We start from the raw sequence: 22065 nt of genomic DNA, 5'->3' as shown, positions 1-22065 counted from the left end.
ATATTCAGTTAAAACAAAGCTACTTCTTATCTGTCCCTTAGGGAATTTTTAAGGTGGTTTTTAACAAAATTTTAGCGCCCTTCTTTGAAGTTAATCATCAATTCCACCTTGTGGTACAGCTCTGGAAATTCCTGCTTAAACCGCTCCGGAGTTTCAAAGAAATGCTCCAAAACAACAGCCAAAAATTCAAACTTATTGGTGTAGGCATAAATCCTGAAAAATTCCGATTCCACCAAACGTTTGGCATTGGGCGGATGATGAATATCTTGCATAATTTCCTTGAACATGTCCGAAAAAATAAGCATACTGGAATTACTGCTTTTCATGGCTTGAAAATTCAGTGCATGTGCAAATTCGTGCAGTCCCAGATTATGGTTGTTGTTGTTAATTTGAAATCCTTCCTGAAAATCCTTCCAGGAAAAAACGAGCGATTTCACCCTTGGATTGAACTCTCCTTTGTGATAGACTTCGTTAACAGTTGAATAATATTCCTGCGGATAGATAATGATACGCTCAAAAACATCGTAGAGGTAATTTTTCATGCCGAAAGTCAGCATTGTGGAGGTGGCGGCGATTAAGACTTTCATTTCACCGGTGACTATAAGATTTTCTTTCCCGACAAATTCGTATTCGGCAATAAAATCGGCTACGCGGTATTCGAAATACTTTCTTTCTTTGCGTCGGAGTTTCTGATAAAAAACAAAATCTTTCTTGAGGATATTTCGTTGTGCCCTGTTGAGTCTTTTAGGGAAAAGATAAAAATGAACATAGAGCGGCTTATTGTAAAAAGCGATGTAGCCCAGCTCGAAAACCCTGAAAAAGAGCAATCCGATTAAAACAACAACTACAATAATAAATAAAAAGTCTTCCAAATGTTATCGTTTACGGATTGGGCAAAAGCATTCTTTTAAGGAGTTACATCTCAGGCAAAAAAACATGCTCCGAAATAAAAATAAAACAAAAAAAACTTAAAAACAAGTTTTGCGGTTTATTCAAAAACAAGGAATGTATTGGCTATGAATAAAAAGACGCAAAAGTAAAAGAGATTTTACTTTTGCGTCCTGCTTTTATGCCTTGGTGCCTCGGAGGGGTTGACTTCGTCTTCCCCTACAAAGCTCCGCTTTGAAAATAAAGAAGTGCAAAAAAAATGCTCAAGCGAGCTTGGACATTCCTAACACGAGAGGGGTTGACTTCGTCTTCCCCTACAAAGCTCCGCTTTGAAAACAAAGAAGTGCAAAAAAAAATGCTCAAGCAAGCTTGGCATTTTTTTTGCACTTCATTATTTATTCGTGACCTCGGAGGGGTTCGAACCCCCAACCCTCAGAGCCGAAATCTGATATTCTATCCAGTTGAACTACGAGGCCATTTTTTTTAGAGAATAGAGAAAAGAACAAAGACGGTACCATCTATATTCTTTTTTCTATTCTCTTTATTTTATACTAATAATTTTTTAACGATAGTCGAAATGGTTTTCCCTTCAGCGGTTCCTCCCAGTTTAGTGCTGGCTAACCCCATTACTTTGCCCATATCTGCAATACTGGAAGCTCCGGTTTCTGCAATGATTTGTGCCACGATTACTTCCACTTCCGCTTCGGATAATTGTGCCGGTAAAAACTTCTCGATTACAGCGATTTGTGCCAATTCCGGTTCTGCTAAATCCGGACGGTTTTGTGCCGTGAAAATCCCGGCGCTGTCTTTACGCATTTTTACCAATCGTTGTAACAATTTGATCTCTTCTGCTTCCGAGATTTCTTCTTTGGAACCGGATGCGGTTTGCGCTAATAATAATTCTGATTTTATAGCACGCAACGCTTCTAAAGCAACAGTATCTTTGGCTTTCATGGCGGTTTTCATCTCGTCCATGATTTGTGTTGATAAGCTCATATTGTTTATTTTATTATGTTAGTTGTTTTTTTCGTTCGCAAAAATTCAAATGGCTTCCCTCCTAGCCCCGATTGCAGTGGCACGAAGTAGAACAGAAAGCGGGAAAATGGCTGGCTGATAAATCCCTAACCATTCGCTCCAACCTTTTTTCGTTTTTGCACTGCGAAGATAAAAAAATAACCCGAAACATTACGGCTTCGGGTTAAAGGTTTTCTCAAAAAGGGTTAGTTAATCCACATTATCGTGCAGGAAGGAATTGTTGGAACGCAACTGAATGTCGTCGTTACTGTCCATTCCCAAAGACATGCGGGATTTGCTGTTATCCACAGAAGCAGCGTTTAAATCTACTCCCATTCTTTTATAAGCAGGTTCTCTTTCCAATTCGTTCACGCGGGATGCGCTGTTGTTGAATTTGTAGTTGAACTCTTTCATTTTTCTTTTACGCTCATCGGCACGCATTCTTAAGGTTTCTTCGATGGTCATTTCTACCGGAGAAATATCGTCGAATTGGGTTTGAGTTGCTGCCGGAGCTTCTTCGGTTCTTTTCATGGTGAAGTTTAATTCGGCCGCAATTGGTTCTTCTTTCACTTCTTCCACAACCGGTTTTGAAGCCGCCACCAATTCGTTTTCTTTTTCCATATAATCATCCAAAGAATAACGGATTACGCCCGATTGGTTCACTTCGGTTACCGGAACTACCTGTACCGGCTCGTTTACGAACATTTCTTTGGTTTCATTGGACAAATCGAAAACTCTTCTGTCGTCGTTGGTGGAAACACCGCCGTTTGTTAAATCAAAAGAGAACGTGATTTGTTCCTGAACCGGTTCGATTTCCGCTTTTACGATTTCAGCACCGAACACTTCGATTTCACGGACGTCTTTGATTTCGAATTGCACTTCTTCTTTTACCGGAGAAACGATTTCGAAGAACACATCCAGGTTATTGATGAATTCAGAAGTCGGAATTAAATCCACTTCCGCTATGGGCTTTTTTACTTCAACTACTTCAACCTCCTCTTCCAGCGTAAATACGATTTTGTCTTCAACAATCGGAGTTACTTCAGCCACTACCGGCTCGGCTTTAGGCTGTTCGGCAGGAATCGAAAAATCGAAAGCAGGAACACTTGGCTTGTGGGATAAATCCTGAACCAGTTTTTGTTCACCTTCTAAAGTATGAATGATTTTTTTAGGCTCGGTATTAACGATTTCGGCTTGTTGCTCTACGTTGAAACCTGTAGCAATAATTGTTACTGCAACTGCATCACCTAACGATTCGTCTTCACCAACCCCCATAATAATGTTGGCATTGAAACCTGCTTCGGTTTGGATGTGGTCGTTGATTTCTCCGATTTCGTCAATCGTGATTTCATTCGTACCGGAAACAATTAACAACAATACGTTTTTAGCGCCTGTAATTTTATTATCGTTCAACAACGGAGAATCCAACGCACTGATGATGGCATCTTTAGCACGGTTTTCACCGGAAGCGGTTGCCGATCCCATGATGGCCGTTCCACTGTTAGACAATACCGTTTTAGCATCTTTTAAATCGATATTTTGGGTATAGTGGTGTGTAATTACTTCTGCAATTCCTCTGGAAGCTGTTGCCAACACCTCGTCCGCTTTCGAGAAACCGGCTTTAAAACCAAGGTTCCCATATACTTCTCTTAATTTATTATTATTGATAACGATTAAAGAATCCACTTGCTTTCTAAGTCGTTCAACACCCGATAACGCTTGGTCCTGACGCACTTTTCCTTCAAACTGGAACGGAATGGTAACGATACCTACCGTAAGAATATCTCTTTCTTTCGCCAATTGTGCGATAACTGGAGCAGCACCTGTGCCTGTTCCTCCGCCCATACCGGCAGTGATGAATACCATTTTAGTATTGGTATCCAACATTTTTTCAATTTCTTCGATACTTTCCAATGCGGATTGCTGTCCTACCTCAGGATTTGCTCCTGCTCCAAGACCTTCCGTTAAGTTAACGCCCAACTGGATTTTATTAGGTACCGCACTGTTTTGCAATGCCTGAGAATCAGTATTACAAACAATGAAGTCCACCCCTTTAATCCCTTGTTTAAACATGTGATTGATGGCATTACTACCACCTCCACCTACACCAATAACTTTAATTACATTTGATTGGTTTTTTGGTAAATCAAATGAGATACTTCCAAAATCTGAATTGCTTTCCATACTGTATCGGTTTTATTCTGCGTTATCTAAAAATTCTTTAATTCTGTCAATATATTTATCGAAAAAGCCGCGCTTGATCTTATCACCTGTTGATTCGTGTTGCATTTCCGGTTGTTTTACAGGCGCCGCTTTGGGTTGTTCCTGTATCGTCTCTTCTTCTACACGTTCTTCAACAACAGCCTGAGGCCTGATTTCAATTTTAGGCTCTTCTTTTTTCATTTCCACCAAAGGCGTTGCGCTTTTGGTATTGTTGCGGATACTGTTCATTACCAAACCAACCGCTGTGGCATACATCGGGCTTGAAATTTCTTCATCCGAATCCCCGGCCAAATGTTCGTTGGGGTACCCGATTCTGGTATCCATTCCGGTAATGTATTCCACCAATTGTTTGATATGTTGCAATTGTGCACCACCTCCGGTTAATACAATTCCGGCAATTAATTTTTTACGTGGATCTTCATGTCCGTAGGCTTTAATTTCTGCAAAAACCTGCTCAATAATTTCCACTACTCGCGCGTGAATAATTTTCGAAAGGTTTTTCAACGAAATCTCTTTAGGCTCACGACCTCTCAATCCTGGGATTGAAACAATTTCGTTATCTTTATTTTCGCCCGGCCAAGCCGATCCGAATTTCACTTTTAACAATTCGGCCTGCTTTTCGATAATCGAACAGCCTTCTTTGATGTCATCCGTAATTACGTTTCCTCCGAAAGGAACCACTGCAGTGTGGCGAATGATACCGTCTTTGAAAATCGCCAAATCCGTAGTTCCGCCACCGATATCGATTAACGCTACTCCGGCTTCTTTTTCTTCCTGACTTAAAACGGCATCCGCAGACGCTAACGGTTCCAACGTCAATCCCGACAAATCCAATCCGGCACTTTTGATACATCTTCCCACATTTCTAATGGAAGACGCCTGCCCTACCACAACGTGAAAACTGGCTTCCAAACGGCCGCCGTACATTCCGATAGGTTCTTTAATTTCCGATTCACCGTCAATTTTAAATTCCTGCGGCAATACGTGAATGATTTCTTCACCCGGCAACATGGCCAATTTGTGTACCTGATTGATCAGCAAATCGATATCCGCATCACCAATAACTTCTTCTGCATTCGCACGACTGATGTAATCGCTGTGCTGAATACTGCGAATGTGCTGGCCGGCAATACCTACCACCACATCATTGATTTTGTATCCTGAATCGGCTTCAGCCTCTACAATAGCCTGCTGAATCGATTGGATGGTTTGTGTAATATTATTTACAACACCACGAGCCACACCAAGGCTTTTGGATTTTCCAACGCCTAAAATCTCTAACTTCCCGTACTCATTTTTCTTGCCAATCATCGCAACTATTTTCGTTGTTCCGATGTCTAATCCTACTGCAATACTTTCTTTTTCCATATTCTCCTATTTGGTGCACACAACCTGTTGTGTAAACTTCAGATTAATCATTTTATATTCGCCTATCAAGGTGTCTTTCATTGCGTGTTGAAAAAAAGCTTTGTAATTGTTAAACTTCTTGTCAACATTTATCGGTTTGCCGAAAAGAATCTCATAATCGTAATTCCTGTTCGTCATCAACAGACTTCCCGACTCCAGAATTTTAGCTCCGGTAATGTTCTTTTTCAAAAAATCATCGTCGTGGATTTTCTGAAAAACCACGGTCAAATCTTTTCTGTTTTCATCGTTTATTTCCCCAACAACAAGCGGCACTCTTGCGGAAAAATTGTCCGACAAAGGCATTTTATTTCCTTCATAGTCAATGTAATAAGAACTACTTTCGTTACTCACTCTAGCGATTGGGGTCTTTTGCGTTACGAGTGCTTTTAGAGTTCCGTCAACAGTAGCGTAAACCTGTGCATCGGCAATCATTTCATGATTATCGAGTTCGCGCTCTAATCTATTCAAATCTAATTTATCTTTTCGAATGCTCGTAACCCCGTTAAAATTTTGTATTAACAAGTTATTAACCATTTCATCGGTGACGAACGGCGTGTTTTCACCGGCAAACTGCACTTCGGTTTTGACTAATTTTCGGTTTTCATTTCGTTTTGAAGAGAATGAATACAAAAAAATCAGCACACCCAACATGAGCACCAATCGAACGTCTGTCCATTTAATTTTCTTCATCTTCCAACGCTCTTTTAATATCCGGAACCATTTCACCAAGATCGCCTGCACCGATTGTCACAACAACCTGAGCATCAGAAGCTTTCATCAATGAAACCAATTCTTCTTTCTGGACCAGTTTTTTATGGTCATTTTTCATTTTATCCAACAACCATTGTGATGTTATCCCTTCCAGCGGTAATTCACGGGCCGGATAAATATCCAACAACATTACTTCATCAAATTGCGATAAACTTTTGGCAAAATCATCGGCAAAATCTTTGGTTCTGCTGAACAAATGCGGCTGAAAAACCGCCAATACTTTTTTCCCCGGATACAATTCACGAACTGCCTGATGCACCGCGTTGATTTCCGTCGGATGGTGTGCATAATCATCGATATACACAAACTCCGGTTTTCGGATCTGAAACGAAAAACGACGACGTACGCCTTTGAACGTTAAAAAAGCCTTGGCAATGTCCTCGGTCGGGGTGCCGAAAGTACGCGCCATCGCCAAAGCTAACAGAGCATTGGTCAGATTATGTCTGCCCGGTAGGCCAAATTGTAAATCCTTTATTTCTTCTGTTGGTGTTTTTACGTCGAAAACATACCAACCGTTTTCTATTCTTATGTTTCTTGCCTCAAAATCGGAACCGTCTTCCACTCCAACCGTTATCGCTTCTAACGGCAAACCGTTGTTGATAAAAAGATGCTTCTTATCTTCGACTTTATTCGCGAATTCCACAAACGAAGCTTCAATTGCCGTAGCATCGCCGTAGATATCTAAATGATCGGCATCCATGGACGTTACACAAGCAATATTCGGATGAAGGTGTAAAAACGAACGGTCGAATTCGTCGGCTTCCACTACCGTAACGGTTTTTCCGCTTCCGATTAAATTCGAATTGTAATTTTCCACAATACCGCCTAAAAAAGCAGTTACATCGGCACCGCTTTCATACAACACATGCCCTAAAATACTTGAAGTCGTTGTTTTTCCATGCGTTCCCGCTACTGCAAAACAGAAGGTATCTTTAGTGATGATTCCTAAAACCTCGGCACGTTTTTTTACCACGAAGCCGTTATCAAGGAAATAATTCCACTCGGCATGCTGCTTCGGAACTGCAGGCGTAATAACCACCAATGTATTTTCCTTATTTAAATACTCCTGACCAATCAGCTTCACGTCGTCTTCAAAATGAATCGCAATACCGCTTTCCTCCAATTCCCCCGTTAAATGCGTGTGCGTTTTATCGTAACCCGCCACATTTTTTCCGATGAATTTGAAATACCGCGCTAAGGCACTCATTCCGATGCCTCCGATTCCGATGAAATAGACGTTTTGTATTTGGTTTAGGTTCATTTTTTTTGAGTTACTGAGTGACTAAGTTGCTAAGTGACTGAGTTTATTTCTATGATAATTTAACTTTCTGCTATCTGATCAACTTTACGATTTCGTCAACGATTTGTTTTGTTGCGTTGGGCAAAGCCAATTGTTTTATGTTGGTACTCAATTGTTTTTGATGTTCTTCATTGATAATTAACTGCTGAAAAACAGTTTCAAACCGAGCATCTAATTCTGATTCTTTTAGCAAAATCGCACCGTTTTTATCGACGATTGCTTTTGCATTTTTGGTTTGGTGATCTTCGGCCACATTAGGTGACGGAATGAAGATTACCGGTTTCCCGACGATGCACAATTCGGAAACCGAAGACGCTCCGGAACGGGAGATTACAAAATCTGCAGCAGCGTACACCAAATCCATTCTGTCAATAAACGAAAGCACCTGAACATTTTCTTTTTCCGAGAAATGTTTGTATTCTTCGAAATACAGTTTTCCGCATTGCCAGATAATCTGAATGTTTTGCGATAGTAAGAAATCCAATTCTTTTGCAAGCAACTGGTTGATTCTTCTTGCACCCAGACTCCCTCCTAAAACCAACAGCGTTTTTTTAGAAGCATCCAATTTGAAATGCGCAATTGCCTCACTTCGTTTTTCGCTTACCGAAATCAGATCCTGACGCACCGGATTGCCGGTTAGAATCATGTTTTCTTTCGGGAAGAAGCGCTCTAAATTTTCATAGGCCACACAGATTTTGTTGGCTTTTTTACTCAATAATTTATTGGTAATTCCGGGATAGGAATTTTGCTCCTGAATAACCGTTGGAATCCCCATCATGGAAGCCACTTTTAAAACCGCTCCGCTGGCAAAACCTCCGGTTCCCACCACTACATCCGGTTTAAAACTTTTCAGAATTCCAAATGATTTGGTTAAACTTGAAATCAGTTTCAACGGAAACATCGCGTTTTGCAACGTTAGTTTTCGCTGAATCCCCGCAATCCACAATCCTTTAATCGGGTAACCGGCCTGAGGCACTTTCTGCATCTCCATTTTGTCCTTGGCGCCCACAAAAAGGATATCGGCATTTGGAAAACGGTTTTTCAACTCGTTCGCAATGGCCACCGCCGGGTAAATGTGCCCTCCGGTTCCTCCTCCGCTGATTATGAATTTTGGATTGTTTTTCATTTTTTTTAGTTACTTAGTCACTTAGCTGCTGAGTTTCTTAGTTTTCTTTGTCGCTAAGTTTTCTATTCTCTATATTCTATTCTCTATATTCTATTCTCTTATTTCTTGCTTCTATTTCTTATTCAAAACTGCATTCATCGGATTGTCCGTGTGGTCTTCAATCGAATAATTTCCTTCTTTCTCAGACGCTTTGGCTCTTTCAATTATCGCATCAATTTCATTTTCACTTTTACTTTCGCTTTCGGTTTCGAGTGCCACTTCACGATCGATGATACGTTGTAAAGCCTCATCTCTCAATTTCGCTTCGGCTTCAATCTGAGCAATTTCTTCTTCCTTCTTCGTTACACTTAAAATGATTCCAATCGCAATACACGTCATCCAAATCGAAGTTCCACCGCTACTGATTAACGGCAACGTTTGTCCTGTCGTAGGCAACAACTCCACCGCCACACCCATATTGGTGAATGCCTGGAAGATTATCGGAAAACCGAGTCCGACAATCAACAATTTACCAAACAAGGTTGGGGCTTTGTGCGAGGTTATCAGGAAACGGAAGAACAGCAACAGGTACAATCCCATGATGGCAAATCCGCCCAATAAACCGTATTCTTCTACGATAATCGCGTAGATAAAATCGGAAGACGATTGCGGCAAGAAGTTCTTCTGAACACTTTTACCGGGACCTAATCCGTATATTTTTCCGGAAGCAATCGCAATTTTCGCTTTTTCAATCTGATAATCGTCTTCATTCTCTTCGTCCGAACTGAAACGCTCGATACGGCTCATCCAGGTGTTTACACGACTGGTCAGTTTGTTATCCGGAAAGGCCTTTGCCACTAAAACAAACATCAACAATGCGGCAATCCCCATTCCAATAATCGTAAAGAGATACTGCAAACGGTATTTCCCTACAAAAACCAACATACAAACCATTGAAAACATTAGGGCTGCAGTGGAAAAATTGGCCGGCAAAATTAAGCCAATTATTCCGAAAACCGGCGCCCAAAGTTCAATTAATGACGATTTAAATGTATATTCTTTTTCTTCGATTTTAGACAGGTACCGCGCAACATATACCATCATGATAATGAACGCAAAAGCAGAAGGCTGAAATGAAACCCCCACAAACGGAATCGTCAACCAACGACTCGCATTGGCGCCTCCAATTGTAGTTCCCTGAAGCATGGTAAAGCCTAACAAGACAATCACCACCGGCATCAGCCACCAGGAGAAGGCCTTGAAATAATGGTACGGCGTTCGGTGGACAAAATAAATAAAACAGAACCCCACAAAAACATGCACCAAATGCTTAAACAAATAACCAATCGTAGAACCTTTTCCCACCACATACACCAAATTGGTACTGGCACTAAAAACCGGCATAAAGGAAAATAGCGACAAGAGGGCTACAAATGCCCAAATCCCTCTGTCTCCTTTAAGTTTACCAATTAGTTCTTTCATTTCTTTTAAGTTGCTAAGTTACTGAGGCGCTAAGGCACTGAGTTTCCAAGTATAGTTTATTCCTTATTATAAGTTTTGCACTGCATTTTTAAATTGCTTGCCACGGTCTTCGTAGTTTTCGAACAAATCGAAACTTGCACAAGCCGGTGATAACAAAACCGTATCGCCTTTTTCGGCCATACGTTGTGCAATTTTCACTGCATCGGTCATACTTGTGGTTTCAATCATAACATCTACCACATCTTCGAAAGCTTTCATGATTTTGGAATTGTCAACCCCCAAACAAATGATTCCTTTTACTTTTTCACGAACCAACGGCATTAATTCGGCGTAATCGTTTCCTTTATCAACACCGCCCACAATCCAGATTGTTGGGGTATTCATGCTATCCAAAGCAAAAAAAGTTGCGTTAACATTCGTTGCTTTTGAATCATTGATGTACTGCACATTCTGAATTTTCAACACTTTTTCCAAACGATGCTCTACCCCCTGAAAATTCGACAAACTTTCACGGATCGTTTCTTTACGGATACGCATTAACTGTGCCACGGTGGTAGCAGCCATTGCGTTTTTTACATTGTGTTTTCCTTCTAAAGCTAGTTCGTTGATTGGCATGATAAATTCGTCGTTATTAATGTGTGTTGTTATATTTTCTTCGTCTGCGTAAGCACCTTCTTCTAATTTTTTAACCAATGAAAAAGGAATTTTTTTGGCTTTTATTTCATTTTCGGACAACCATTTTACTATTGCCTCATCATCATCATCATAAATAAAATAATCGTCTTCCGTTTGATTTTTCGTAATTCGGAATTTGGCTGCGATGTACAAATCGTAATCATAATTGTAACGATCCAAATGATCCGGACTGATGTTTGTCATTACCGCAATATGTGGGCGGAAACTTTCAATTCCGTCCAACTGAAAACTGCTCAATTCCAAGACATAGGCTTCGAACTTGTTTTCAGCAATCTGCCAGGCGTAACTTTTTCCGATGTTTCCGGCAATCCCCACATTCATTCCGCCTTGTTTGAGCAAATGATGCGTTAACATTGTGGTGGTGGTTTTACCGTTACTTCCGGTGATTCCGATGGTTACAAAGTCGTTAAACTGACTTGCAAATTCGATTTCAGAAATAATAGGAACGTTGTTTTTTTTGAGTTGCTTCACGATGTTGGACTTATCCGGAATTCCGGGACTTTTCATCACCACATCTGCGTTTAAAATCAGTGCTTCCGTGTGTTGCTTTTCTTCCCACGGAATCTGATTCAGAATCAGCACTTCTTTATAATTGTTTTTGATTTCTCCGTAATCCGAGACAAAAACCTCATACCCTTTTTTCTTTCCGAGGATGGCGGTACCTACTCCGCTTTCTCCTCCACCTAAGACCACTAATCTCATATTATCTCAGTTTTAAGGAAACCAGTGAAAAAATCGCTAATAATATAGCTACAATCCAGAATCGGGTTACGATTTTACTCTCGTGATAGCCTTTTTTCTGATAATGATGGTGTAATGGTGACATCAGGAAAATACGTCGGCCTTCACCAAATTTCTTTTTTGTGTATTTGAAATACGAAACCTGAAGCACAACCGATAAATTTTCAGCTAAGAAAATCCCGCACAGCACCGGAATCAATAATTCTTTTCGCACTGCAATGGCTAATACCGCGATAATTCCGCCAATGGTTAAACTTCCCGTATCGCCCATAAAAACGGTTGCCGGATAGGTATTATACCAAAGGAAACCGATGAGCGATCCAACGAAAGCAGCGATATAGACCGTCATTTCTCCCGAATTGGGGATGTACATGATGTTCAGGTAATTTGAAAAAATGATATTCCCCGAAACGAACGCAAAAATACCGAGCGTAAGCACCGATATGGCCGATGTTCCTGCTGCCAGACCATCGATACCATCTGTTAAATTGGCGCCATTGGAAACGGCCGTGATGATAAAAATCACCATCGGTATGAAAATCAACCAGGCGTAATCTTTGTAGTTATCACCAGTCCATGCTAAAATTTCAGCATAATCAAACTCGTTATTCTTAAAAAACGGAATGGTCGTTGCCGTCGATTTCTCTTCTTTGGCTACTGCCGAAATAGTCGTTGCCGGTTTAAAAATATCAGACGTGGAAGTATCGGTACGCACCGTCACCCCCGGATGGAAGTACAAAACTGAACCTACAATAATTCCCAATCCAACCTGACCAATTACTTTGAATTTTCCTTTTAAACCTTCTTTGTCTTTTTTGAAAATCTTGATATAATCGTCGATAAAACCAATGGTTCCCATCCAAAGTGTTGTAACAATCAAAAGGATGATGTAAATATTATCCAACTTTGCCAATAACAATACAGGAATCAAAGTCGAAAAAATAATGATCAAACCACCCATAGTTGGCGTTCCCGCTTTTTGGGTTTGCCCTTCCAGACCCAGTTCGCGAACCGTTTCACCGATTTGCTGTCTTCTTAAATAATTGATGATTCGTTTTCCGAAAATAGTGGAAATCATCAGTGACAAAATAATAGCCAATCCCGAACGAAAGGTGATATACTGAAATACCCCCGTTCCCGGAACATCCAAAGTTTTGTCTAAATATTGAAAGAAATAATACAGCATATCTTATTTGTTTAATTGGTCTAATAGTTCTTTTACAATTTTCATATCGTCGAAATCGTGGCGAACGCCCTGAATTTCCTGATACGTTTCGTGTCCTTTTCCTGCAATCAGGATAATATCGCCGCTTTGCGCCAACTGACACGCCGTTTTGATGGCCTGCTTTCTGTCGACAATCGAAATTGTTTTTTTATAATTCTGTGGTTCCACGCCTTTTTCCATTTCGGAAATAATTGCTTCCGGATCCTCGCTTCTTGGATTATCAGAAGTAAAAATAGCTTTATCACTTAGTTCCGAAGCAATTCCTGCCATGATAGGTCTTTTCGTAGTATCACGATCCCCACCACAACCTACAACAGTAATCAACTGTTCGTTTTTGGTACGGATATCTTCTATCGTTTTCAATACGTTTTCCAAAGCATCCGGCGTGTGTGCATAATCCACAATCGCTGTAATATTCGACTCGGAAACAATAAACTGAAAACGTCCCGAAACACTTTCCAACTGACTTAACAAGCGGAGTACTTCCAGATTTTCCAATCCTAACTGAATCGCCGTTCCGTAAATTGCCAATAAATTATAAGCATTAAACGAACCGATTAAACGAACCCAAACTTCCTGATCGTTAATTTTAAGCAACAAGCCTGACAATTGGTTTTCTAAAATCTGTGCGCGGTAATCGGCATACGATTTTAAGGCATATGTCAGTTTTTTAGCTTTGGTATTCTGAAGCATTACCGCTCCGTTTTTATCGTCTATATTTGAAAGCGCAAAAGCCGTTTTCGGTAAATTATCGAAGAACGATTTTTTTACATCACGGTATTCGGCAAACGTTTCATGATAGTCCAAATGATCGTGTGACAGGTTCGTAAAAATTCCGCCTACGAAATGCAGCCCTTCGGTTCTTTTCTGATGAATTCCGTGCGAGCTCACTTCCATGAAACAATATTCGCAACCTTCTTCCGCCATTTCATTCAGAAAATGATTTATCGTTAACGAATCCGGAGTCGTATGTGTTGCTTTGTACTCTTTATCGTCTACCAGAATTTTAACCGTAGAAAGCAAACCTACTTTGAATCCTGCATTTTTAAACAACTGATATAAAAGCGATGCGATTGTGGTTTTGCCATTTGTTCCGGTTACGCCAACCAATTTTAAATTAGCCGACGGATTTCCGTAGAAATTAGCTGCCATAAATGCCATCGCCGCACTGGTATCTTTTACCTGAACATAGGTAATTCCTTCCACGATAAGGTTTGGCAAAGTTTCACAGATGATTACGGTTGCCCCAAGATTGATCGCCTTTTCAATGAAATCATGACCGTCGGAAACCGTTCCTTTTATGGCTACGAAAACATCATCCGAAACAATTTTTCTCGAATCGAATTCGATTTTATTCACTTCGATATCCGTTGAACCTTTTACCGCTTCAATCGCTACTTTATATAATATGTCTTTTAAAATCATCACGATAATTCGATGGTTATGATTTGATTTCTGTTAAATCGTTGTCCCGGCTGAATCGATTGTTGTTTTACTTTTCCAACACCTACAACTTTCACTTTCATTCCGAAATTTTCCAGCAACGCAATGGCATCCATCCCGGACATTCCTTTTACATTGGGAACAACACTTTCTTTCTTTTGTACTTTATTGTAATACTCCGCATAGTTTTTTTCCTGATGCTTGATTTTTACGTTTAACGTTTTGATTTCGTTGGTGGACGGCACATCGGTGAAGATTTTCTGTGCAATTCTTTTGAAAACCGGACCCGCTACATCTGCTCCGTAATATCCAGCAGCCACATTGGGTTTATGAACCACCACTACGCAGGAATACTTTGGTTCATCGGCCGGAAAGAATCCCACAAATGAGGATGCGTAATACATTTTACCATCGCCCTTATGATAATCTACCTGAGCTGTTCCTGTTTTACCCGCCATGGAAAAATCTTTCGAATACAATTTCGAACCGGTTCCTTTTTTCACAACATTTCCTAAAATCGCTTTAATTTTAGCCAAAGCTTCATCGGAACAGATTTTCGGATTAATGACTTCCTTATCGAATTTTTTAATGGTTTTGTTCCACTCTTTGATTTCACGAACAAATTTTGGTTTTACCATTTCTCCGTTATTAGCAACGGCATTATACAAGGTCAGCGTTTGTAGAGGCGTCATGGAAACTCCATATCCGAAAGCCATCCACGGCAAGGAAATCGCCGACCACGATTTTTCACTTGGCTGTGGAATTCTCGGAATCCCTTCTCCTTTAAACGGCAAACCCAAAGGTTTGTTCAAACCCATAGTATTCAATCGGTTTACAAATTGTTCCGGATTGTCTTTGTAATTTTCGTATATCGCCTGAACCAAAATCGTGTTGGATGAAACTTCAAAACCACGCGCCAACGAAATTTTACCGTAACCTCCTTTATGCGAATCGCGAACGTGTCTGTTTCTATAGGTAATATCCCCGCCTTTAGAATCGTATACTTTACTGGTATCAACTTTTTCATCATCCAAAAGCGCAATCAGATCGACCAATTTAAAGGTAGAACCCGGTTCATGGGATTCGGCCACAGCATAATTGATGGTTTCATAATAGCTTCCGCTTTCAGCGCGCCCCAAATTGGAAATCGCTTTCACTTCGCCGGTTTTGGTTTCCATTACCACTACACATCCGTGATCTGCCTGGTAATATTCTAGTTGTTTTAATAAGGCATGATGGGCAATATCCTGAATGTAAACATCGATTGTGGAAATGATATCATAGCCGTCACGAGGTTCAATTTCGTTGTTATCACTAATGGGTTTCCATTGGTTTTTGGCAATTTTCTGCATCAGACGCTTTCCGTCTTTCCCGTTGATGTATTCGCCAAACGCCCCTTCAATTCCAACGCGGGTTCCTTTTCCGTTTTCATCGAAACGTTCGTAACCGATAGTTCTTTCGGCAATTTTCCCGATAGGATGCTCGCGTACCGTTTTTTGTTCGGTAATCATTCCGCCTTTATTGGCCCCTAAATTGAAAAGCGGAAACGTTTTCATCCGCATGTATTGCGTATAGCTCAATTTTCGGGCAATTAAATAGTAACGGTTTTTGTGATTTCGTGCCGTTTTCAATTCACGCTGATAGTATCCGGAAGGTTTTCCCAGCATCACCGAAAGCGAATCTGCCAGTCCTTTTATGTTTTTATCAAAGTTTTCCGCTTTGGGCGCGACAGCATCAAAACGAATGGTGTAATTTGGAATCGAAGTGGCCAGCAAACTGCCGTCAGCAGAATACACATTCCCTTTATTGGCGGGAATCACGAAATTTTTCACGGTTCGTTCCTTAGCCAATTTTCGGTAATATTCGCCTTCCACCCACTGAATGTTGGTCAGTTTTACAGCAACGAAAATAGCCATCACGAAAATCGCGAAGGCTACCAAATAAATTCTGTATGAAATATTTTTATTTTCTACTGCCATATCTTTTTCAGAATACTGCTTTCCTCTTCTTTAACTTTTATTTTTTGTGGCGGAACCGACGATGGTACTATTCCGTAAGGCTCCATTTGTCTTGAAATGGTCGATTCCATTTTGAGTTCCATGAGTTCCGAACGACGGTCAACAAATTCCGAACGCAATTCCTTTACCTCATTGGTTAGCTCTGTAATTCTGTAATTTTTTTGTTCGTAACGGTGTGAATTTCCAATCATAACCATTGCCAATAAAATCAGAAACACTATGAATTTCCAGTTTTTAAGTGCATCGTCGTCGATTAGAAATTTTGCTTTCAGCAAGCTGTATACTCCGCCCTTCATCGTTTATTTCTTTTCTGCGATTCGCAATTTGGCACTTCGAGCACGACTGTTTATTTTAATTTCCTCATCCGTTGGCACAATCATTTTACCGATTAATTTGAACGGCACTTCAAATCTTCCGAAGAAATCACGCTCCGGTTCCCCTTCAAACAAACCGTTTTTCATGAAACGCTTCACCAATCGGTCTTCCAAGGAATGATAAGAAATCACACTCAAACGACCGCCCGGTTTTAAAACTTCAAGCGATTGTTCTAAAAACTCTTTCAGTACTTCCATTTCCTGATTCACTTCGATTCGGATAGCTTGATAGATTTGTGCTAATATTTTATTGCTTTTGTGTGCTGGCAAAAACCGACTCAACACCTGTTTTAATTGCTCTGTATTTTTAATCGGATGTTCTGCTCTTGCCTGAACGATAGCATACGCCAATCCTTTTGCCGTTGTCAATTCACCGTAGTCAGCAAAAATTCTTCGCAATTCACTTTCCTCATATTCATTCACAACATTATAAGCACTGATGGCATCGTTCTGATTCATACGCATATCCAACTCGGCATCAAAACGGGTTGAAAAACCACGTTCGGCCACATCAAACTGATGCGAAGAAACTCCTAAATCACCCAAAATTCCATCGACTTCTTTCACGCCGTAGAAACGTAAAAAGCGTTTGATGTATCTGAAATTCTCATTAATTAAGGTAAATCGCTCGTCATCGATTGCATTCGCCAAGGCATCTGTGTCCTGATCGAACGCAAACAACCTTCCGTTTGGCCCCAAACGACGCATGATTTCCCTGGAATGTCCGCCACCGCCAAAAGTTACATCCACATAAATTCCGTCCGGCTTGATATCCAAACCATCCACCGTTTCTTTCAGCAAAACCGGATTATGATATTCCATTTCCATCGCCATTTAAATTACCCATTACTTCTTCCGCTAAATCCGCAAAATCCATATCATCACCCGAAATGGATTGTTCATACAAATCTTTATCCCAGATTTCAATGATGTTCACTTTGGAAGTCAACACCAAATCTTTTGAAATTCCGGCAAAATCAATCAAATCTTTCGTGATTAAAAGTCGGCCCGCATCATCAATCTCCACCATCTTCACGCCTGCCATAAACTTTCGAATAAAATCATTATTTTTTTTTACAAAACGATTCAAGCCATTGATTTTCAACATCATCATATCCCATTCCGATTTTGGCCAAAGCTCCACACATTTATCAAAAACAGAGCGTTTCAATACAAAACCATCCCCCAAAGAAGGCAATTGCTTCTTCAGCGGCGCAGGCACCATCAGCCTCCCTTTTGCATCGATTTTACACTCGTATGTCCCGATTATGTTCGACAATTGAATCCTTTTTTGAAATGATTTATAGCAAAAGTACAGATTTTTTTACCACATTTTACCACAAATTACCACTTTGTTGATAAGTTTTTCCACTTCAGTACCTAATCGTAAGAAAATCTGTTAAATCACTCATTCTTAATATTTAGCGATAGTTTAAGGTTTTAAAAGAATCATCAAAAAAAATTCAAAAAACAGCAGCATTTCACAAGAATTCTTATGGATTTAAAAAAATTAAAACAAAAGCCGTCTTTAGTCCTTTGGAGATGAAATTTGTTGATAATTAACCTATTACAAGAAAACCCGCAACAAATCAGGTTTTAATAAGAAAGTATTTTCGATTTTCATTTGGAAAGCTTCCTATTTCTGGAGAAAATCATATATTTGTCTGATTTTGATATTGGATAATTATACACCAAAAACACATGTTAAAAAAAGAAGGCAAATACCAATATTTTGAAGCTGGAGAAGGCACGCCTATCATTATTTTACACGGTCTTATGGGAGGGTTGAGCAACTTTGAAGCAGTTGCAGATTTCTTTCCGAAACACGGATATAAAGTAGTAATTCCCGAATTGCCTTTATACACCAACAACATTTTAAAAACAAATGTGAAAGCATTTTCCAAATTTGTAAAAGACTTTATTACCTATAAAGATTTTGACAAAGTGATTTTATTGGGAAATTCTCTTGGCGGACATATCGCGCTGTACCATACTAAGATGTATCCTGAAAAAATGGCCGGATTGGTTATTACAGGAAGTTCCGGTTTGTACGAAAGCGCTATGGGGGAAAGTTACCCGAAACGCGGTGATTACGAATACATTAAAAAGAAAGCCGAAGACGTTTTTTACGATCCGAAAGTAGCCACCAAAGAAATTGTAGACGACGTATATGCAACGGTAAACGACCGAATCAAACTGATTAAAACGCTTACCATTGCCAAAAGTGCGATTCGTCATAATATGGCGAAAGACTTACCGAAGATGACTACACCAACCTGTATCATTTGGGGAAGAAATGACAAAGTTACCCCACCGGATGTAGCCGAAGAATTTGACCGTTTATTACCAAATTCGGATTTGTACTGGATTGACAAATGCGGACATGCTGCCATGATGGAATGCCCCGATGAGTTCAACGCTTATTTGCTGGAATGGCTTAAAAAAACAAATTTATAATACGAAAGTTACAGGCAACTGTAACTTTTTTCAACTATAGTAAAAATGAAAATCAATACTGCCGAATTTATAATCAGTAATTCCGAAGTCAGCAAATGTCCGAAAGAACCTTTGCCGGAATATGCTTTTATTGGTCGTTCCAATGTTGGAAAATCTTCTTTGATTAACATGCTGACGAACCATAAAAATCTGGCAAAAACTTCCGGAAGACCAGGAAAAACACAATTGATTAATCATTTTAAAATTAACAACAATTGGTTTTTGGTCGATTTACCCGGTTATGGCTATGCCCGTGTTTCCAAGAAAACCAAAGAAGTGTTCCAGAAATTCATTACCGATTATTTCGAAACCAGAGAACAGTTGGTTTGTGCGTTTGTTTTGATTGACATTCGTCACGAGGCACAAAAAATTGATCTGGAATTCATAACCTATTTAGGAGAAACCGAAGTGCCGTTTTGCATTGTTTTCACCAAAGCAGACAAAATCAGTAAAGGTAAAGTTGACCAACAAGTAGCTGCATATCGCAAAGCACTTTTAGCTAACAACTGGGAAGAAATGCCGCAATATTTTGTAACTTCCTCCACAGAAGAAACCGGAAGAGAATCGCTTTTAGAATTTATTGACGGCGTGAACAATGAAGTATTTAACAGCAACGGATTTTAAATAAAAAAAGCGTTCGCCTGGCGAACGCTTTTTTTTTATTTTTTTAATTCGAGTTTTTCCGCAAAATAATCACAGAAATCCCTCATGGTAGCCGTCATTTTTTCGTCTTCGGTCGCACGATGAAACGTATCCGCCATCGCTACTAACGTTTGATGAAAAAACACCTTCATTTCATCTACCGGCATGTCTTTCGTCCATAAATCGATACGTAAAGTTTCTTGAGCCTTACTGTCCCAAATGGAAAGCAGCATTGCTTTTGCCTCTTCAGCATTGACTCCGCCATCTTGTGCAGTCCATTTTATTTTTTCCGGAACTCTGTTTTCATCTAATTCAACAGTCAGTTTTATTTCAGAGGTGATTGTTTTTGACATTATTTTTTAGGTTTGTATTTTGAGTTATCAAAGATTTCTTTGGCATCCATTGCCAACATTTTCTGCATACTTACATCATTATTTTCCATATAGGAACGAACGATTTGCCAGCCCAACCATTGCCCTACTCTTCCTGGCGATTCGTTATCAATTTCCAGATAAAATTTTGAATACGGCCCGATAGCCACAAAGCGCTGCATTAATTTAACGTCGGTATCATACAACAATTTATTATTGATGAAATACTTCCACATTTCGCTTTCGTTTTCCTTACACCATTGAATCTGCTCGTCTGTATATTCAATTTTAGCCGCATCGGAAACATCCGGCAACAGCATATCTTTCATGTACAACTCTTTTCCAAAATAAATCATTTGCGCCAACAAAGTTCTGTCGGTCGGCTGGGCTATTTTTCCTTGTGAAAAACTACTTACCAAATCAGGCATCATTTGTGAAGGTTCAAATCCCTGACGCATGTATTTCGGGAAACCTTCATAAAAACGATGGTCTTTACCCAAATAAGTATCCAAGGAAAGTAATACCAAACTATCCGTATAAATTGCTTTGGCATCTTTATCGACTTCAGAAATAAGCGCAATAACCTTAGGAGTTTTCAATTCAGGATAATAGAATTTGATGCGTTTGAAGAGTTGTTCCAAATTGTCTTCAAAGGCAGCATTATTAGGGTATTTCTTTTTTACTTCACCGTACAATTCGCGCAACAATGGGTTTTTCATCTTGTTGGTCCAAACTGTATCAGGGTTACCGGCCGGAAAGAAAAAAGGAAATTCATTTTTTAATTGAGAAAGTTCTTCCGGCTTTGATTCATAGAAACGTTTATCAAAACGCTCAATGTTCACTTTCACAGGAATGGCTTGGGCCGCTTCGGTTACCTTATCCTCTTTTTTACAGGAAGTAATCCCAAGAGCAAAAACTGCAAGTAACAAATACTTCTTCATAGTTCTTTTGTCAAAAATTTATACTTTTATAGCAAATAAATTCGGCGCAAATATACGTCACAGTTTTATAAAATTCTCATAAATATTATGTCAACATCAAACACATTTCAGGCCGATAAAATCAACACTCATATTGTAAACTGGTTGCGCGAGTATGCAGCAAACGCAAAAGTAAAGGGTTTTGTTGTGGGCATTTCCGGCGGAATCGATTCGGCACTAACCTCAACCCTGTGTGCGCAAACCGGATTACCCACCTTATGCGTAGAAATGCCGATTCATCAAGCACCCGGACAGGTTTCGAGAGGCAAAGAACACATTGCCCAATTAAAAGCCCGTTTTTCGAATGTTAGCAGTGCTCTTGCTGATCTGACCCCTGTTTTTGAAGAATTTAAAACTGAAGTGCCGACTTCCGAAAACGAAGCCGCTTTAACCTTAACCCTTGCCAACACCAGAGCACGACTTCGCATGACTACTCTTTATTATTTTGCCGGATTGTACAGTGCCTTAGTGGCCGGTACCGGAAATAAAGTGGAAGATTTTGGCGTAGGTTTTTTTACCAAATATGGCGATGGAGGTGTGGATGTAAGTCCGATTGCCGACCTATTAAAGAGTGAAGTACGAAAATTGTCTGCCTATTTACAAGTTCCCGAAAGCATCTTACAAGCAAAACCTACCGACGGATTGTTTACCGACGCTTCTTTTGAAGACGAACGCAGTGATGAAGACCAATTAGGCGCCACGTATGACGAATTGGAAGTAGCAATGGCCGCATTAGCAGAAGGAAAAACCGAAAATGACTTTGAAGGACGCGAAAAAGAAGTATTCAAAATTTTCTTACGATTAAACACGATAAATCAACATAAAATGAACCCAATTCCGGTTTGTAAAATCCCAAATGAATTGAAATAAATTTCTTTCATTGATTATC

Annotated in this window: 20 protein-coding genes and 1 tRNA gene; 3 read left to right on the top strand and 18 right to left on the bottom strand. The window is 39.9% G+C overall.

Going from position 1 to position 22065, the window contains the following annotated elements; all coding sequences use genetic code 11:
- Window positions 1–71 precede the first annotated feature (71 nt).
- The 16 genes from FCR2A7T_RS07745 to mraZ form a co-directional block, all read right to left on the bottom strand.
- Complete coding sequence (locus FCR2A7T_RS07745) at window positions 72–872, bottom strand: zinc-dependent peptidase (protein ID WP_023570722.1); 801 nt, start codon at window positions 870–872, stop codon at window positions 72–74.
- 418 nt (window positions 873–1290) lie between these two features.
- Window positions 1291–1364: transfer RNA gene (locus FCR2A7T_RS07740), tRNA-Arg, on the bottom strand.
- Between the two features lie 70 nt (window positions 1365–1434).
- Window positions 1435–1884, bottom strand: coding sequence for a GatB/YqeY domain-containing protein (locus tag FCR2A7T_RS07735; RefSeq protein ID WP_023570721.1), 450 nt, complete (start codon window positions 1882–1884; stop codon window positions 1435–1437).
- 228 nt (window positions 1885–2112) lie between these two features.
- Window positions 2113–4086 (bottom strand): cell division protein FtsZ, encoded by a 1974-nt coding sequence (ftsZ, locus tag FCR2A7T_RS07730; RefSeq protein ID WP_023570719.1) that lies wholly within the window; start codon window positions 4084–4086, stop codon window positions 2113–2115.
- Between the two features lie 12 nt (window positions 4087–4098).
- A complete protein-coding gene (gene ftsA, locus FCR2A7T_RS07725) occupies window positions 4099–5493 on the bottom strand; it encodes a cell division protein FtsA (RefSeq protein WP_023570718.1) in 1395 nt (464 codons plus the stop codon).
- Between the two features lie 6 nt (window positions 5494–5499).
- Window positions 5500–6222: a cell division protein FtsQ/DivIB gene (locus tag FCR2A7T_RS07720; RefSeq protein ID WP_035117783.1), complete on the bottom strand. Its 723-nt coding sequence runs from the start codon at window positions 6220–6222 to the stop codon at window positions 5500–5502.
- On the bottom strand, window positions 6209–7564 hold the full coding sequence (murC, locus tag FCR2A7T_RS07715; RefSeq protein WP_023570717.1) for a UDP-N-acetylmuramate--L-alanine ligase: 1356 nt from the start codon (window positions 7562–7564) through the stop codon (window positions 6209–6211). The genes FCR2A7T_RS07720 and murC overlap by 14 nt, the downstream gene beginning before the upstream one ends.
- Window positions 7565–7634: 70 nt before the next feature.
- On the bottom strand, window positions 7635–8729 hold the full coding sequence (gene murG, locus FCR2A7T_RS07710; protein WP_023570716.1) for an undecaprenyldiphospho-muramoylpentapeptide beta-N-acetylglucosaminyltransferase: 1095 nt from the start codon (window positions 8727–8729) through the stop codon (window positions 7635–7637).
- A gap of 111 nt (window positions 8730–8840) precedes the next feature.
- Entirely contained in the window at window positions 8841–10190 is a 1350-nt protein-coding gene (locus FCR2A7T_RS07705; RefSeq protein ID WP_023570715.1) for an FtsW/RodA/SpoVE family cell cycle protein, read from the bottom strand.
- Between the two features lie 66 nt (window positions 10191–10256).
- Entirely contained in the window at window positions 10257–11588 is a 1332-nt protein-coding gene (gene murD, locus FCR2A7T_RS07700) for a UDP-N-acetylmuramoyl-L-alanine--D-glutamate ligase (protein WP_023570714.1), read from the bottom strand.
- A gap of 1 nt (window position 11589) precedes the next feature.
- Complete coding sequence (mraY, locus tag FCR2A7T_RS07695) at window positions 11590–12813, bottom strand: phospho-N-acetylmuramoyl-pentapeptide-transferase (RefSeq protein WP_023570713.1); 1224 nt, start codon at window positions 12811–12813, stop codon at window positions 11590–11592.
- Window positions 12814–12816: 3 nt separating this feature from the next.
- Complete coding sequence (locus FCR2A7T_RS07690) at window positions 12817–14277, bottom strand: UDP-N-acetylmuramoyl-L-alanyl-D-glutamate--2,6-diaminopimelate ligase (RefSeq protein WP_117614392.1); 1461 nt, start codon at window positions 14275–14277, stop codon at window positions 12817–12819.
- The gene (locus FCR2A7T_RS07685; RefSeq protein ID WP_023570711.1) at window positions 14277–16274 is read right to left on the bottom strand and encodes a penicillin-binding transpeptidase domain-containing protein; all 1998 of its coding nucleotides are present in this window, start codon (window positions 16272–16274) and stop codon (window positions 14277–14279) included. The genes FCR2A7T_RS07690 and FCR2A7T_RS07685 overlap by 1 nt, the downstream gene beginning before the upstream one ends.
- Window positions 16265–16609 carry an FtsL-like putative cell division protein gene (locus FCR2A7T_RS07680; RefSeq protein WP_035117779.1) on the bottom strand — a complete coding sequence of 115 codons (345 nt, stop codon included), beginning with the start codon at window positions 16607–16609 and terminating at the stop codon, window positions 16265–16267. Before FCR2A7T_RS07680 ends, FCR2A7T_RS07685 begins: the two co-directional genes overlap by 10 nt.
- Before the next feature lie 3 nt (window positions 16610–16612).
- A complete protein-coding gene (rsmH, locus tag FCR2A7T_RS07675) occupies window positions 16613–17521 on the bottom strand; it encodes a 16S rRNA (cytosine(1402)-N(4))-methyltransferase RsmH (protein WP_035117778.1) in 909 nt (302 codons plus the stop codon).
- A complete protein-coding gene (mraZ, locus tag FCR2A7T_RS07670) occupies window positions 17496–17966 on the bottom strand; it encodes a division/cell wall cluster transcriptional repressor MraZ (RefSeq protein WP_035117776.1) in 471 nt (156 codons plus the stop codon). Before mraZ ends, rsmH begins: the two co-directional genes overlap by 26 nt.
- A gap of 422 nt (window positions 17967–18388) precedes the next feature.
- Between mraZ and FCR2A7T_RS07665 the strand changes: the two genes are divergently transcribed.
- Complete coding sequence (locus FCR2A7T_RS07665; protein WP_023570708.1) at window positions 18389–19144, top strand: alpha/beta fold hydrolase; 756 nt, start codon at window positions 18389–18391, stop codon at window positions 19142–19144.
- Window positions 19145–19189: 45 nt separating this feature from the next.
- Window positions 19190–19807 carry a ribosome biogenesis GTP-binding protein YihA/YsxC gene (gene yihA, locus FCR2A7T_RS07660; RefSeq protein WP_035117774.1) on the top strand — a complete coding sequence of 206 codons (618 nt, stop codon included), beginning with the start codon at window positions 19190–19192 and terminating at the stop codon, window positions 19805–19807.
- Window positions 19808–19842: 35 nt separating this feature from the next.
- On the opposite strand, the gene gldC is transcribed toward yihA, so the two are convergent.
- Both gldC and gldB read right to left on the bottom strand, forming a co-directional pair.
- Complete coding sequence (gene gldC, locus FCR2A7T_RS07655; protein WP_035117772.1) at window positions 19843–20178, bottom strand: gliding motility protein GldC; 336 nt, start codon at window positions 20176–20178, stop codon at window positions 19843–19845.
- Entirely contained in the window at window positions 20178–21137 is a 960-nt protein-coding gene (gene gldB, locus FCR2A7T_RS07650; protein WP_023570705.1) for a gliding motility lipoprotein GldB, read from the bottom strand. Before gldB ends, gldC begins: the two co-directional genes overlap by 1 nt.
- Window positions 21138–21224: 87 nt before the next feature.
- On the opposite strand from gldB, the gene nadE reads away from it, so the two are divergent.
- Complete coding sequence (gene nadE / locus FCR2A7T_RS07645) at window positions 21225–22046, top strand: NAD(+) synthase (protein ID WP_023570704.1); 822 nt, start codon at window positions 21225–21227, stop codon at window positions 22044–22046.
- The last annotated feature ends 19 nt before the right edge of the window (window positions 22047–22065 follow it).

Origin of the sequence: Flavobacterium cauense R2A-7, from assembly GCF_000498475.1 — a bacterium.
GTDB classification, from domain to species: Bacteria; Bacteroidota; Bacteroidia; order Flavobacteriales; family Flavobacteriaceae; genus Flavobacterium; species Flavobacterium cauense.
The sequence above is the reverse complement of the archived record's forward strand: the minus strand, read 5'-3'. Positions and strand labels throughout refer to the sequence as shown.